This is a genomic window from Streptomyces sp. NPDC104106 (genome assembly GCF_055584345.1).
In genome coordinates, this window is sequence record NZ_JBVJMF010000006.1 from 1 (window position 1) to 13,206 (window position 13,206).

The window sequence follows — 13,206 nt, forward strand, 5'->3', positions numbered from 1 at the left end:
CCCGGCCCCGGCGAGCACCCCGCCCCCAGGGCCCCCGACCGCAACGCCTCTGTCCGGAAGGCCCCCCTCCGCATGGCCCTTACCACCGGACCCCCTTCCCGCAGGGCTGCCGCCGCCCGCGCGCCCCCCCGCCCCCGCCCCGCCGGCCCCCCCGCCCCCCCCCCCCCCCCCCCCCCCCCCCCCGCGCCCCCGCCCCCCCCCCCCCCCCCCCCGGGAGGGGGGAGAGGGTGTCAGCGGCGGTGGCCGCGGTCGTGGTCGGCGCGGTCGTGGTCGGCGCGGTGCCCGGCCGCGCGGTGCCGTCCGGACCCCTCGTGGCGGCTGTCACCGCTCCGCCGGTGGCCACGGTCCCAGGAGCTGGTGTCGATCACGCGGCCGCGGGCGTCGCGCAGGATCGCGGTGTCGGCGTCGTCGGACCACACACGGGTGTGCCGGTCCTGGTAGAGGTCGGTCCTGGTGTCCCGGCCGACTCCGGTGTGGACACGGACGGTGGCCCGGCCGGCGAGCCGGACGTGGTGGAAGGTGTAGGTGTGGCCATGCCGGTCGGACAGTGTCCAGTGGTCCAGGTCCACCTCCCGGCGGGAGCTGTTCGTGACGTCCACCCACTGCTTGTTCAGGGTGCGGTTGGAGTGGTCCGCCCGGCTCTGCCCGTCGTGCCGTACGCCGCTGATGTACACCACCGGGTGCGGACGGCCCAGGTGCCGGCCATCGGCCGCGGCCGGCAGGGCGGCGGTGCCCGCCATGACGGCGGCCACGGCAGCGACGGCGGTCACACGGCGGACGGAAGAAGAAACGGACACAGGGTCCCCCTTCGCGAGGAAGCGCGTTGGTGCGGGTCGGCGGCCGGGGCGGCCGCGCACGCACACCCTGCAGCGCGCGGGGGATTTTTCGGGGCAAACGCGCGGGACATTACGGTTCCCGCAGCGATCCATGACTCTCAGCTGCAACGACCATTCATGTCGTGAATGGAGCGTTTCGACGGCCCGACGGGCCCACACGCCGTTCGCCGGCCATGCGGCCACTCGAAAGTGGGCAACGGGCGTGTGGGCCGGCCGGAGCAGTCCGCCGCGCGTCAGCGCACGGGCAGGACCGGGGTGTGTTCGACGCGGACGGCGTCCAGGGCGCGCGGGTCGAGGCCCAGCAGCCGCAGGATCGTGGGGGCGATCTGCGTGGTGCGCACCGGGCTGTCGACGCGGACGCCGTGCGGGGCGCCGGCGCCGGACACGACGAGCGGGACGTCGAGGTCGTCGGCGTGGGCCCCGCCGTGCTCGGCGATCTTGCCCTTGCCACCGGTGTAGACGACGCCGTACTGGGTGACGCCGACCAGGTCGGGCACGCGGGAGTCGCCCGGGCGGGCGTGGAAGTAGCGGGCGGCGTCCGCGCCCGCGTAGAGGGTCTTCAGGCCGCTCGCGGTGAAGGGCCGGGCCTTGCCGTCGATGCCGTTGCCCGTACCGGACCGGGCGAGGAGGTAGGCCTTGGCGAAGGCGGTGGCGGTCTTCGAGCGGTCGGTGAGCCAGAGCAGCATGGCGTCGTCGTCCACCGCGTGGGCGACGAGGTCACCGGCGCCCGGGTGGGCGGCCTTCCAGGCGGAGTTGAGCCCGTCGAGCAGCGGGCCGTCGTCGACGCGGGTCAGCGCCTTGGGGTCGGTCGGCGACTGGCCGTGCTTGGCGGACAGGATGACCGTGGTGCTGTCGGCGAGGTGCCGCGCGCGCAGCTCGGCGAGGAGGGCGCCGACCTGCTGGTCCACGAAGTCGAGGTTCTTCGCCAGCAGCGGGCCGGGCACACCCTTGGCCTGGTAACCGCCCGCCAGGCCGTCGGAGGACGGCAGCTTCTGGGCGGTCGAGACGGACTGGAAGTTCATGCCGAACACGGCCGGGGTGCCCACCTTGTGGGTACGGCTGTGGTCGTAGCCGTCGATCTGGTTGAGGACCGCCCGCACCTTGTAGCCGTCGTACTGCCGGGTCGCGGCGTTGTCCTTCGTCCAGTCGTCGCCCGCCGCGTAGCCGGTGGCCGCGCTGTTGATCTCGGGCGCGAACAGGTCCTGGATGCCCTTGCCCGAGGGGCCGTTGAGGATGTCGTAGGCGGCGTGCTTGTCGGACCAGGCGGTGCGCAGACCCGCCGTGCGGGCCACCTCGAAGACGGTGTTCACGCGCAGGTAGGAGTGCGGGTAGACCGGCCTGCACGTCTTGGGGTCGACCGGCAGCTTCGACGGGTCGAGCAGGCGGGTGGGGTCACCGGTCATCTTCAGGATGCTGCCGGGCAGCCCCTTCAGGCCCTGGCCCGCGTCGAGGGAGTCCTTGTTCCTGTCGAGGTCCTCGGTGAGGTCGACCTCGGCGCCGGGCTTGACGCCGGCGCACTTGGTCGTGCCGGCCGGCAGCAGGGCGGAGCTGTAGGTGTCGTCGTAGTAGACACCCGTGGTGCCCGGGCCACCGCCCGTGAGCTGGCCGACCATGCCGGGGAAGGAGTCGGAGGGGTTGGTGGTCGCCGCGTGGGTGTACTGCACACCGCCGCCGGCGATCCGGGCGAGCGCCGAGTGCGGGTGCCGGGCGACGTACCAGGCGAGGTCGGACTGGTGCAGTCCGTCGACGGACACGAGCAGGACGTGCCGGGCGGCCGCGTGCCGCTGCGCGGGGACGTGCGCCGAGGCGGGCGCTGCCGCGGTGAGCGCGCCGGCGGCGGCCAGCGCGGCGGCCGCCGCCGTGACGGTGCGTACGGGGTGGGACGGGCGTCGGGACAAGGGTTCTCCTCGGACTGTGCTGAGCGAGCGCACTGCGAACCGTGCAGCGACATCCGAGAGGAGGAAGATGTACGGAAGCGGACCGTCATGTCGTGTTCAGCCCAAGAAAGCCATGGGCGGACGCAAAGTCGCCCCCGTGGGGGCGGGTGGGACGGCCGCCGGCGTGAGCCGGGTCAAGCGCTGCGACGGCGCCCAACCGCACGGCCGCGCGGAAGGCTCCGGGCACGTCACCGGCGATCGGGGCGGCCCGTGACGCAGGCCGGACGCGAGAGGCCGCCGTGCCGACCACGGCTGAGCACGGGACGGACCGACCGAGGAGCGTCAAGGGCGCCCGAGTGCCTGCCCGCGAGGTGCTCGGCCCACGCCCCCGGCAGGCGTCGGGCGGCCGACGGACACCGGTCCACGGGCGACCGTCCGCGGACGATGCGACGCCTGGGCCCATCCGGCGCCGGCCCGTCGGCCGCTCAGCCGGCGTCGCCGTCCGGGCGCAGGAGGAGAGCGAGCAGGCCGGGGAAGCGCGCCTCGAACTCCTCGCGGCGCAGCCGGTTGACCCGGCGAGGGCCCTCGTCGCGCTGCTCGACCAGTCCGGCGCCGCGCAGGACCGCGAAGTGGTGGCTGAGCGCGGCCTTTCCGACCGGCACGTCGAAGCTGCCGCAGGCGCGCGCCCAGTCCGGCGAGCCCGCCAGCTCACGGATCAGCTGCAGGCGCACGGGATCGGCGACCGCGGACAGCGCGGTCAGCACGGAGACGTCCTCGGGATCCGTGTGGACCGGCGCCGTACGGTGACGCGCGCCCGCGGTCTGGTCCGCCATGTGCTCTCCTCGTGCCCGGACTCCTTGCCGAGTGTTCGATGAGTATCTTACAGTCTCACTGTTCGCTTTTCGTTGAACACTTGGCCCGTGTGGCCAACCTTGCGGAAGGGCGGTTACCGCTGATGCGCGCGGTCGAATTCCATGAGTACGGCGGTCCCGAGGTTCTGAAGCTCGTCGACGCCGACATCCCCGAACCCGGACCGGGCGAGGTGAGCGTCGACGCCGCTTACACCGGCGTGAACTTCGCGGATCTCAAGGCGCGCGCCGAGGGATACCGGGTGCGGTCGCTGCCGTTCCGTCCCGGCCTGGAGGTCTCCGGCCGGATCCGGGCCGTCGGCCGGGGCGTCGAGGGGCTGCATCCCGGCCAGGCCGTGGTCGCGTTCGTCGGCGGCGGGGCGTACGCGGACGTCGTGGTCGCCGCTTCCGCGGCCGTCTTCCCCCTGCCCGAGGGCCTGGACCTGCGGACCGCGGCCGCGCTGCCCACCGTGCTGCCGACCGCCCACGCCCTGCTGCACGAGGTGGGGCGGCTGCGCGCCGGGGAGAGCGTGCTGGTGCACGGTGCCGCGGGAGGCGTCGGCACGGCGGCCGGCCAGCTGGCCCGAGCGGCGGGCGCGGGTGCCGTGTACGGCGTCGTCTCCTCCCTCGACAAGGCCGAGTACGCCCTCAAGCACGGCTACGACGAGGTGTTCACCGCCGACACCTTCACCGCCGACGTCCACCGCGCGACCGGCGGCAGGGGCGTCGACCTGGTGCTCGACCCGGTGGGCGGCGACACCCTGCGCCGCGGCCTCGACGCCCTGGCCGTCTACGGCCGCCTGGTGTCCTTCGGCAACGCGAGCGGGGCGCGGCCGTGGCAGGCCGGGCAGGCGGAGCTGGGGGCGCTGGGCCGCTCCGTCGCGGCGTTCTCCATCCTGAACCTCGCGCAGTCCGCGCCCGACGCGCTGCACACCCTCGCCGAACGCGCCTTCCGTACGGTCACCGACGGCACCGTGCACCTGCCCGTCACCGCGGAGTTCGCCCTGTCGGACGCCGCCGGGGCCCACCGGCTGATGGGCGGGCGCACCTCCACGGGCAAGCTGCTGCTGCGGGTGGCGGGGAGCTGATCACACACCGGATGCCCCCGGGCCCCGGCAGCGCGCGGGGGCCCTGGGGCGATCGCCCTTTCGGCGCGGGCGAGTTGACGTGCTCGGTGGGTTAGGCTCCGGCCTCATGGAGATCGAGGACGCGGCCCGCCGCGAGCTGCCGGAACGCACGCGTGACACCCTGAAGCGGCTTGCCGAGGAACGGGATGTGTGGCTGTCGACGGCCCATCCCGACCACGGGCCGCACCAGGTGCCGCTGTGGTTCCTGTGGGACGGGCAGGCGATGTGGATGTGCACCGGCGCGACGTCCGCGACGGTACGCAACGTGCGGGCCGAGGCACGCGTCCGTCTGGCACTGCCGGACACCTTCGACGTGGTGCTCGTCCAAGGTGAGGCGGAGTGCTTCAGCGACCGGGAGGTGCCGGCCGAGGCGGCGCAGGCGTACACCGGGAAGTTCGGCTGGGACCCGCGCCGGGAAGACGGCCCCTTCGTGTACCTGCGCGTCGCGCCGAAGACGGTGCGCGCCTGGCGCGGCGAGCCGGAGCTGCGCGGCAGGCTCATCATGCGCGACGGCCAGTGGCTGGGCCCCGCCTGAGAGCGGCCCCGGAAAGGCCGGCGGCAGCGCAGCAGCGAGGGCAGCACACCGCTGTACCCCGCGTCCGTGAACGGCCTGGACGGGAAGCCCGTCTGATCCCGGCGGCCGGCGCCTGCCCCGGCACCGAGAGCGGCGGAGCCGGCTCGGAGGGCACGCCTCTGTGTGCCGCCCGCCTGCTGGGGACACACCGAAGCGGTGCCTGAGCTGCCGGCGTACGGTGCCGACCTCCGCTGCGCGAGGACAACGGCCCCGGCCGCACCGCCGTTGAGTGGGCGCGCGACGGCGGGCACCGCGAAACCGCCACCGTGCTGAGCGCCGCGCAAGCGGCCGCCCCGGCCCCCTGACGCGGCACCGCGCGGGCCCGGCGAGATCCAGGGGTCCACCAACGCACGGTCCGCTGCCCTCGGTTGGGCGGCCGGGTCGGCCTTCGTCGTGATCGCTCCCAGGACGAAGATCCTGCGGTCCTCGTGTGGGGAGGCAGACCGTCAGCCAGGCAGGAGGGGGCACGGCGCACCGGCTCCAGGCCCTCATGCGGGCCACGGTCACCCGCTCACCGGGACACGGCGGCCGGGCGGGCGGCCGGTGTCGCTCAGGGGCGTGCCGGGTCCGCCGGTGCCGCCAGGGATCTGAGGGCGGGCCGGAGGATGCCGGCGATCCGGTCGTCCGAGGCCTCGCGCAGCGGGGCCAGCCCGAGGAGCTGGTGGCCGATGGTGACACCCAGCAACGTGCTGACGAGCAGGGCGGCACGCAGCTGCGGGTCCCCGGCCGCGGGCATGGCCGCCGCGACGGCGTCGATCTGGCGGCCCAGGGCATCGCGGACCTGCTCGGCCGCCGCCGGGTCGGTGAGCATGGACCGCAACATCGCCAGCGCTCCCTCGGGCAGGCCCCCGAGCTTGAGGCCGAGCGTGGCCAGCAACTGGTCCACGAGCGCGTCCTCGTCGGTGGCCGTCGGCAGGGCGGGCATCGTCTGCGCGGCCTGCGTGAACAGCTCACGCTTGGACCCGAAGTACTGCATCACGAGCGCCGGATCGACGCCCGCGGCGCTCGCGACCGCGCGGATGGTGGTGCGGTCGAAGCCCTTCTCGGCGAACAGCTCCCTGGCGCTGTCGAGGATGCGCGCCTCGGTGGCTCGGCGGCGTTCGGCGCGGGACGGGTGAGGCGTGGACACCGATTCACTCTACAACCGTTGACCGAGTCGGAGGCCGGATTTTACGCTGAGTGGGTCAACAAGCGTTGAGTGAATGGGGCGATTCCCGTGCCGGATCCGACCGAACCCGCCGTCCGCACCCGTACGCCGCGCGATGTGCTGGACCGCTACTACCAGGCCATGCGGGACATGTCCGCGGACGATCTCGCCGGTCTGTACGCCGTGGACGCGGTGCACGAGTTCCCGTTCACCACTCCCGGCTTCCCCGCCCGCTTCGACGGACGCGAGGCCGTGCGCGCCGGATACCGGGCGGCCTGGGGCGCCAGTCCGGCCCGGGTGGCGGAGGTCAGGCGGATCGCGACGTACGAGACCACCGATCCGCAGGTGCTCGTCGCCGAACACGTCGTGATGGGAACCCTGCCGGAGCGGCGGACCGCCTTCACCGTCCCCGGTCTGCTGATCCTTCACGTCCGGGACGGGCTGCTCACCCGCGTCCGCGACTACATGGACAGCCCGGCTGTCGCCGGAATCCCGACCCGAGGCTGACCCGGGGTACGGCCTGAGGCTGACCCGGGTACGGCCTGAGAGCGATGCGGCGGTGGCGGCCGAGCGGCGGGAGTGGGGTCCGGGACGGGTGAACCAGGGGGAATCCATGGACCGTTGGACCGGGCGGGCCGCGTGGCCGGCTAGGGGGCGGCGCTGGTGATGGCGCCCCATCTGCTGATCAAGGTGTCCTGGGTGGTCGGGTCGATCGCCGGGCTGCCGCCGATCGGACGCGGGTTCGACCGGACCGGGTGGGTGGTGCTGAACGTCGCGACCATCGGCATGTCCGCCGTCGGCATCCTGATGGCCCTCGCCCTCGTACGGCCCTGGGGGATGCGGTTACCCGGGCCGCTCGTGGCGTTCGTCGCCTGGGTGGGCACCGGATTCCTCGTACCGATGCTGCCGTACGCCGTGGCCGACTCGCTGCTCGGTGCGTCGAGCGGGGGGCGGGGGGCACCAGGAGGACGGCCCGGCGATGCCGGGCTGGGAAGCCGCCCTGATCCAGATCGGCTTCGTCGGCATGGGGCTGGGGCCGGCCGTGGCCCTGCCGGCGTATCCGCGGCGGCGCTGGCCGGACGCGTTCGCCGGGCGGGCCGGTGGCGACGGGAGCGCCGTCGGGAGCGGCTCGCGCCGTGTGCCGTGGGCGGTGGCCGCCGGGGCCGTGGTCGGCCTGGTCTGGCTCTACTGGGCGATCGGCGGCACCGCCGGTGTCGCGCACCCGGCGGACCGGGCCGCGAGCTGGCGGATGCTGACCGGTGTGCGCGGGGTCTGGGCGGTCACCGCTGCCGCCGCCACCTGGGCGTTCGGTCGCCGCAGCGGCCGTCCGCCCCGCTGGGTGCCGCCGGCCCTCGGCTGGCTCGGATCGGGCTCGCTGTTCGCATGGAGCGGCTGGAATCTTCCGTTCACGCTGTACCTGTGGGCGGCACGCCCCCGCGGTGCGTCCCTGCCGGAGAACCTCGCCGTCGCGACCGCCCTGCACGCGGCGGCCGTGGCGGCGGGCACGGTGATGCTCCTGGCGCTCGTCCGCCCCCGCCCTCCCGCGCCGGCCGCCGGCCGCGCTACTTCAGGATGTTGACGGCGCGGGCGACCACGAGGACCACGGTGACCAGGGACACCGAGGACTGAAGCATCATGAGCGTCTTGGACCAGCGCGACAGCGGCATGACGTCGGTCGGACTGAAGGCGGTGGCGTTGGTGAAGGACAGGTACAGGTAGTCCAGGAACTCCGGTTCCCAGTCGGGTGGTGCGATCTCCGGGTTCTGCATCTGCACGAACAGGAAGTCCGCGTACGCGTGCTGTCCCTGGACCCGGGCCATGGGGCCGCCCCGGTCCCACTCCCAGTACCAGAGGGCGAACACGATCACGTTGGTGACCCAGATGACACCGCCGGTGAGCAGCAGCGGTACCGCCTGGTCGCCTCCCTTGCCGTTGACCAGATCCACCACCAGCCGTACCGCCGACCAGCCGTTGGCGAGGCTGATGACGCAGATCAGGGCCAGACCGAGCCAGCGCAGCCACCGGGTGGCGGGCTCCACCCGGCGGGGGTTGGCGGCCACCAGTCCGGCCAGCAGCACCAGCTCCAGCACCGGCATGGCCCAGACGGGGTGCAGGAGGGTGAGCCGGTGCGGCAGGGTGAGCTGGAGGGCGACGGCCGCGAGGATCACGGCGGTGACCGTCCAGCGCGGCTCACCCCGGGTCGCCCGGCGCCAGGCGGGCACGAGCCCCCGCTCCCCGCTTTCCAGCAACCGCTCGATCCTGGCGAGCCGGCTCTCGGCGTCATCCATGTCGTCGTTCATGGGGAGGATTGTCCCGGCCCCACCCGCGACGGCGGGCACCGGGCCATACGGCGAGCCGAGCCTGGGATGGGAGCCGGGTACCGGACCGGGAAGGCCGGGACGCGGGCGATGGGCCGGGCCGAGGCGGAGCAGCGCGGTGGCCGGCCGGGGTGCGCCGAGGCCGAGTACACGGCCATGCCTGGGCGCGCCGCGGCGGGGCCCGGTCCCACGCGGGCAGCCGCATTCGGGGCGGCGAGCCGCGCCAGGTCCATGATCCGCACCAGGCGCAACGTGCCAGGCGGCGGGCCTGGCTGGGGCCCGCGCCTGGGAGTGACGTCCCAGGCCACGACCGAGAACCCCACGGAGGCACGAATGTGCCGAGCCCCGGCAGCGGGCCGCGCCGCGGCGGACGGGCGCGGCTTGGCGAGCCCCCGCGGGAAGCCGTACCGAGCGTTGGGCCGCGGCCAGGTGGGGCGCAGGCCTGGTCATCAGGGCATGCCGCGTGCGGGCCGGCCGTGGCGGCCTTCGGCCGTCACGCCTCGGGAGGGATGCTCGACGTGCGGGCCGGCGCCGGGCCCGGGTGGCGTGGCCACACCGGCAGGACCGTACGGCCGTGTGTCTCGTTGATGACGGTCGCCGCCGAGGCGTACCAGGCGACCAGCCCCGTGGCGATCCCGAACCACCCGCCCGCCTCGGTCGCGACGTGCGGCTCGGCCCCGGTCTGGAACGCCCCGATGGCCAGCAGGACGTAGGTGACCACCAGGAGCACGAAGACGGCCAGGACGGCGAGGCTGACCCGGAGCGCGGCGACGGCCATGTAGGCGGTGAAGATGCCCCACCCGAGCAGGAACAGCCCCAGGGCGTTGTGCGCGTCACCGGCGAGGGCCAGGCGCGGCGCGATCCACCAGTAGCCCAGCGAGAAGGCTCCGTACGAGACGAACGCCGTCGCGCCGAAGGTGTTGCCGCGCCGGAACTCGAACAGCCCCGCCGCGAACTGGGCGAGACCGCCGTAGAACGCGGCGACTCCCAGCACCGGGATGATCGCGCCGCTCTCCTGCAGCAGATTGGTGTTGATGATCGAGAGCAGCAGGGTGGTGAGGGCGAAGCCGGCCAGGCCCAGTGGTGCCGGATCGCCCCAGGCGGCCGGGCGCTGGATGTCCTCGGGCTGCCGCTCCGGGGGCAGGCTCCTCGTGTCCTCGTTCATGACCGGCATCCCTTCGCACAGAGCCGGACCAGCGGTCGACGCTCGGACAGCCCACGAACCTGCTGGTCGGAACCCCGAGGCGGGCTGACGACACCGTGTGCCGCCTACGTCTGTCTATCTTTACGGAAAGTACCCGTCTGCCGGGTTCATCACCCTGTCCGGGCCGGGCGAAGTCTCTCAGGGCTCGCGGTGTTCCTGTGCGGCCCGCTCCAGCGCTGCGGCCTCCTCCTGGGCCAGGCGGGCCTCGGCCTCTACGTCGATCGAGCGGGTCAGCCACCAGTACAGCAGCGCGGAGACCGGCAGGCCGATGAACAGGGAGACGTCGGCGCCGCCGAGGGCCTTGGCGGCCGGGCCGACGTACAGGGTGCCGACGGAGAAGAAGGGGATCATGGCAGCGAAGCCGACCAGGTAGGCGATGATGCCGTGCCAGCCCCAACGGCCGTAGATGCCACGGGGGTTGAAGATCTCGGCGATGGCGTAGTGGCCGCGGCGCACGACGTAGTAGTCCATGAGGTTGACCGCGGTCCACGGGATGAAGAGATAGAGGACGAGCAGCAGGAAGTTATTGAAGTTCTCAAGGAAGTGGGCGGTCGCGGCCAGCGCGCCGATCAGGGAGAGGGCCGCGGTCACGCCGAGGGTCAGCAGGCGTACGCCCAGCGTCGGCCGTACCCGTCGGAACGAGTCGATGCCGCTGATCAGGGTCAGCGAACCGCCGTACATGTTCAGGGCGGTGACGGACACCAGGCCCAGGGCGGCGAACAGCAGGACGACGGCGCCGAAGCCGGTGAACACCTTGTCGCCCACGGCGTTGATCGACGTGATGGTGTCGAAGCCCTTGCCGGCCCAGGCGGCCAGCAGCGTGCCGAGCACCATCAGCCAGATGCCGCCGAGCGCGGAGCCGAAGTACGTCCAGTAGAAGGTCTTGCGGACCGTGACGTCCGGGGGGAGGTAGCGCGAGTAGTCCGAGACGTAGATGGCCCAGCTGATCTGGTAGCCCGCGACCACGCCGAACTGGGCGAGGAACGGCGTCCACTTGAAGGCGCCGAGGTCGAAGGAGCCCGCCGGGTAGTGCAGGGTGACGAGGACGCCGACGGTGAAGATCCCGAAGATCACCAGGAAGGTGTACGTCAGGATCCGCTCGGCCTTGTGGATGATGTCGTAGCCGACCAGCGCCACGACCAGCGCGACCACCGTGACCACGACGACCCACAGCTTGACGCCGCCGTGCAGGGTGGTGTGCAGGGAGTCGGCGGCGAGGATGCTGTTGAAGACGTTGAAGCCCGCGTACTGCACGAAGGCGAACAGCCAGACGAGGAGGGCGCCGACGTAGCCGAACTGCGGGCGCGACTGGATCATCTGCGGCAGGCCCAGCTGGGGGCCCTGGGCCGAGTGGAAGGCCATGAAGAACGTGCCGACGACCGTGCCGGCGACGATGGCCAGCAGCGACCAGATCAGGTTGCCGCCCGAGGTGATGCTGGTCAGCCCGACGGCCAGGGTGGCGATCTGGGCGTTGGACATGAACCACAGCGGGCCGAGGTGCCACAGCTTGCCGTGCCGCTCGTCCAGGGGGACGTAGTCGATGGACCGGACCTCGAGCCCCGACAGTCTCGGCTCCGCTGAAGTGGTCATGACGCCTCCCGTGCCCGGTCCGTCCCTGAGGGACATTGTTCTCCCGCCGGGGCGCGGTGACGAGTGCCGGGATGCGGATTCGAGTTCGGATTCGGGTGGGGATCCGGCGGTGCCGGACGCGAGGCCGTCGGGTGTCGTGGGGAGGGTCCTTGTCAGGCGTGCAGCGCGTCCGAGAGGCGGACGAAGCGGTGGCCCTTGGCCAGCAGCCGCGGGACGGCGCTCGCGATGCCCGCTGCCGTGCCGCCCTCGGGGTGGTTCATGTGGCAGATGACGATGGAACCGCCGGGCGCCGCCGCGACGGTCTCGTGGACCTGTTCATGGGTGAAGGTGGCGCCGCCGTCACCGTTGACGGAGAAGCTGACGAAGCGTTCGCCGAGATCGCGGACGATACGGGCCGCGACGTCGTCGCAGTACGCGGTGCCGGAGCGGAAGTAGCGGGGCGGAGCGCCGAGCAGCCGGGTGAGCTTGGCGCGGTTCCCGGCGATCTCGTCGTACACCTCGCCGGCGCCGCGGGTGCCGGGAATGCCGTAGGCCGAGCGGCCGCTGACCGACAGCGGCAGGTGCCGGGTGCCGTGGTTGGCGATCTCGAACTGCGGCTCGCCGGCCAGGCGGTGGAACTCCGCCGGGTTCTCGTCGATCCAGCGGGAGTTGATGAACAGGGTCGCCGGGATGTGCCGCGTGCGCAGGAAGTCGATCAGCGCGCGGTCGAAGCCGCTGCCGCCGGGGCCGCCGCAGGCGTCGAAGGTCAGCGCGATCTCGTTCTTGGCGTTCGGCAGGGAGTGCACCACTCCGGGCGCGTCGAAGCCCCAGGAGTGCGGCACACTGTGCCCGTAGCGGGCGACGACCTGGGCGCGGGTGACCGTGCGTCCGGCGGCCGGCGATGCCGGGGCGGTTGCGCCGGAGGCCTGGGGGGCCGGGGCCGGGCTCGTCTGCGGCGGACCGGAGGAGGCGGCCTCGCTGCCCGTCTTCCGGCCCGCGCAGCCGGCGAGCACACCTCCCGCCATGGCGGCGAGCACCGCGCGACGACCGGCAGTCATCCGTCCGCTCCTCCACACCTGATCCAACATGCCCCAACAGCCTGGTGAAAGGCCGTCACAGCCGACGGCCGACCACGTCGGCAACGGTACGCAGCGCAGCGGCTCCGGCCGTGAAGACGCCGGTAAGCGCCGGTAAGAGGTCGTCCAGAATCACCCGTCATGCGGCACGGTCCGCCCCCGCCGGGGCCGCCGGACCGACAGCCGGTGTGCTCGGGCGCACCGTGGAGGGCTTCACCGGCGGCCGGACGGCGGCAACCGGTACCTGGTGCTCGGCCGCGGCGCGGAGCCCGCGGACGAGGCCGCGGTGCCGGCCGACCGGGAGGAGCCGATCGCGTACGGGCCCGCTGCTGTCCGACGACGGCACGGCCTGGCTCGGCACGGCCCCGGTGCGCGCGCCGGACCGGGACACGGCTCGGGCCGTCCTCGCCGCGGGCCGGTACGCGACGGTCGATGTCCTCGACCGGGAGCCCGGCGGACCCCGGACCTCGACCCGGGGCAGTCCCGCTCCCCGTCAGGAGGGGTTGAGCGCGCCGGCGTCGGGCAGGGACGGCCTGCCCGGGATCTCGTCGCCCGGTGACGGGTCCGCCAAGGCACCGGGCGCCGCCGGATTCGCCCGCGGGTGTACGTCGCCGGGCCGATGCCAGGGCC

At 73.4% G+C, this 13,206-nt stretch carries 13 protein-coding genes and 1 pseudogene; 5 read left to right on the forward strand and 9 right to left on the reverse strand.

Translation table 11 applies throughout. From position 1 onward, the window contains the following. Positions 1-230 precede the first annotated feature (230 nt). The 3 genes from ACZ60X_RS15825 to ACZ60X_RS15835 all read right to left on the reverse strand — a co-directional run bounded on the left by ACZ60X_RS15825 (position 231) and on the right by ACZ60X_RS15835 (position 3,546). The gene (locus ACZ60X_RS15825) at positions 231-770 is read right to left on the reverse strand and encodes a lamin tail domain-containing protein (protein WP_469598456.1); all 540 of its coding nucleotides are present in this window, start codon (positions 768-770) and stop codon (positions 231-233) included. 299 nt (positions 771-1,069) lie between these two features. Further along, on the reverse strand, positions 1,070-2,734 hold the full coding sequence (locus ACZ60X_RS15830) for an alkaline phosphatase family protein (RefSeq protein WP_469598458.1): 1,665 nt from the start codon (positions 2,732-2,734) through the stop codon (positions 1,070-1,072). Positions 2,735-3,198: 464 nt separating this feature from the next. Then, positions 3,199-3,546, reverse strand: coding sequence for an ArsR/SmtB family transcription factor (locus ACZ60X_RS15835; RefSeq protein WP_469598460.1), 348 nt, complete (start codon positions 3,544-3,546; stop codon positions 3,199-3,201). A gap of 122 nt (positions 3,547-3,668) precedes the next feature. Between ACZ60X_RS15835 and ACZ60X_RS15840 the strand changes: the two genes are divergently transcribed. Together ACZ60X_RS15840 and ACZ60X_RS15845 are read left to right on the forward strand one after the other, a co-directional pair. After that, positions 3,669-4,649, forward strand: a complete 981-nt coding sequence (locus ACZ60X_RS15840; protein ID WP_469598462.1) for a quinone oxidoreductase family protein — start codon at positions 3,669-3,671, stop codon at positions 4,647-4,649. 106 nt (positions 4,650-4,755) lie between these two features. Then, on the forward strand, positions 4,756-5,223 hold the full coding sequence (locus ACZ60X_RS15845) for a pyridoxamine 5'-phosphate oxidase family protein (RefSeq protein WP_469598464.1): 468 nt from the start codon (positions 4,756-4,758) through the stop codon (positions 5,221-5,223). A 589-nt stretch (positions 5,224-5,812) separates the two neighbouring features. Here the strand turns inward: ACZ60X_RS15845 and ACZ60X_RS15850 are convergent. Continuing rightward, complete coding sequence (locus ACZ60X_RS15850) at positions 5,813-6,391, reverse strand: TetR/AcrR family transcriptional regulator (protein WP_469598466.1); 579 nt, start codon at positions 6,389-6,391, stop codon at positions 5,813-5,815. Between the two features lie 87 nt (positions 6,392-6,478). Here ACZ60X_RS15850 and ACZ60X_RS15855 point away from each other — a divergent pair, with 87 nt between their 5' ends. Further along, positions 6,479-6,916: a nuclear transport factor 2 family protein gene (locus tag ACZ60X_RS15855; protein WP_469598469.1), complete on the forward strand. Its 438-nt coding sequence runs from the start codon at positions 6,479-6,481 to the stop codon at positions 6,914-6,916. Positions 6,917-7,056: 140 nt separating this feature from the next. On the opposite strand, the gene ACZ60X_RS15860 is transcribed toward ACZ60X_RS15855, so the two are convergent. After that, on the reverse strand, positions 7,057-7,293 hold the full coding sequence (locus tag ACZ60X_RS15860) for a hypothetical protein (protein WP_469598471.1): 237 nt from the start codon (positions 7,291-7,293) through the stop codon (positions 7,057-7,059). Positions 7,294-7,388: 95 nt separating this feature from the next. On the opposite strand from ACZ60X_RS15860, the gene ACZ60X_RS15865 reads away from it, so the two are divergent. Then, positions 7,389-7,988 (forward strand): hypothetical protein, encoded by a 600-nt coding sequence (locus ACZ60X_RS15865; protein ID WP_469598472.1) that lies wholly within the window; start codon positions 7,389-7,391, stop codon positions 7,986-7,988. Here ACZ60X_RS15865 and ACZ60X_RS15870 read toward each other — a convergent pair. The 4 genes from ACZ60X_RS15870 to ACZ60X_RS15885 form a co-directional block, all read right to left on the reverse strand. Further along, positions 7,972-8,709, reverse strand: coding sequence for a hypothetical protein (locus ACZ60X_RS15870; protein ID WP_469598474.1), 738 nt, complete (start codon positions 8,707-8,709; stop codon positions 7,972-7,974). The genes ACZ60X_RS15865 and ACZ60X_RS15870 overlap by 17 nt on opposite strands. 511 nt (positions 8,710-9,220) lie before the next feature. After that, on the reverse strand, positions 9,221-9,892 hold the full coding sequence (locus ACZ60X_RS15875) for an acetate uptake transporter (RefSeq protein ID WP_469598476.1): 672 nt from the start codon (positions 9,890-9,892) through the stop codon (positions 9,221-9,223). A gap of 177 nt (positions 9,893-10,069) precedes the next feature. Next, complete coding sequence (locus ACZ60X_RS15880) at positions 10,070-11,521, reverse strand: purine-cytosine permease family protein (RefSeq protein WP_469598478.1); 1,452 nt, start codon at positions 11,519-11,521, stop codon at positions 10,070-10,072. Between the two features lie 152 nt (positions 11,522-11,673). Further along, positions 11,674-12,558 carry a polysaccharide deacetylase family protein gene (locus ACZ60X_RS15885; RefSeq protein ID WP_469598480.1) on the reverse strand — a complete coding sequence of 295 codons (885 nt, stop codon included), beginning with the start codon at positions 12,556-12,558 and terminating at the stop codon, positions 11,674-11,676. A gap of 209 nt (positions 12,559-12,767) precedes the next feature. Here ACZ60X_RS15885 and ACZ60X_RS15890 point away from each other — a divergent pair. Beyond that, positions 12,768-13,034 (forward strand): annotated as a pseudogene (locus ACZ60X_RS15890) (YciI family protein); the annotation flags it as partial. Positions 13,035-13,206: the final 172 nt, after the last annotated feature.

Coding starts and splice junctions, on each gene's coding strand:
- ACZ60X_RS15835 (WP_469598460.1), bottom strand. CDS start 3,546: ATGGCGGACCAGACCGCGGGCGCGCGTCACCGTACGGCGCCGGTCCAC.
- ACZ60X_RS15840 (WP_469598462.1), top strand. CDS start 3,669: ATGCGCGCGGTCGAATTCCATGAGTACGGCGGTCCCGAGGTTCTGAAG.
- ACZ60X_RS15845 (WP_469598464.1), top strand. CDS start 4,756: ATGGAGATCGAGGACGCGGCCCGCCGCGAGCTGCCGGAACGCACGCGT.
- ACZ60X_RS15865 (WP_469598472.1), top strand. CDS start 7,389: ATGCCGGGCTGGGAAGCCGCCCTGATCCAGATCGGCTTCGTCGGCATG.
- ACZ60X_RS15870 (WP_469598474.1), bottom strand. CDS start 8,709: ATGAACGACGACATGGATGACGCCGAGAGCCGGCTCGCCAGGATCGAG.
- ACZ60X_RS15875 (WP_469598476.1), bottom strand. CDS start 9,892: ATGAACGAGGACACGAGGAGCCTGCCCCCGGAGCGGCAGCCCGAGGAC.
- ACZ60X_RS15880 (WP_469598478.1), bottom strand. CDS start 11,521: ATGACCACTTCAGCGGAGCCGAGACTGTCGGGGCTCGAGGTCCGGTCC.
- ACZ60X_RS15885 (WP_469598480.1), bottom strand. CDS start 12,558: ATGACTGCCGGTCGTCGCGCGGTGCTCGCCGCCATGGCGGGAGGTGTG.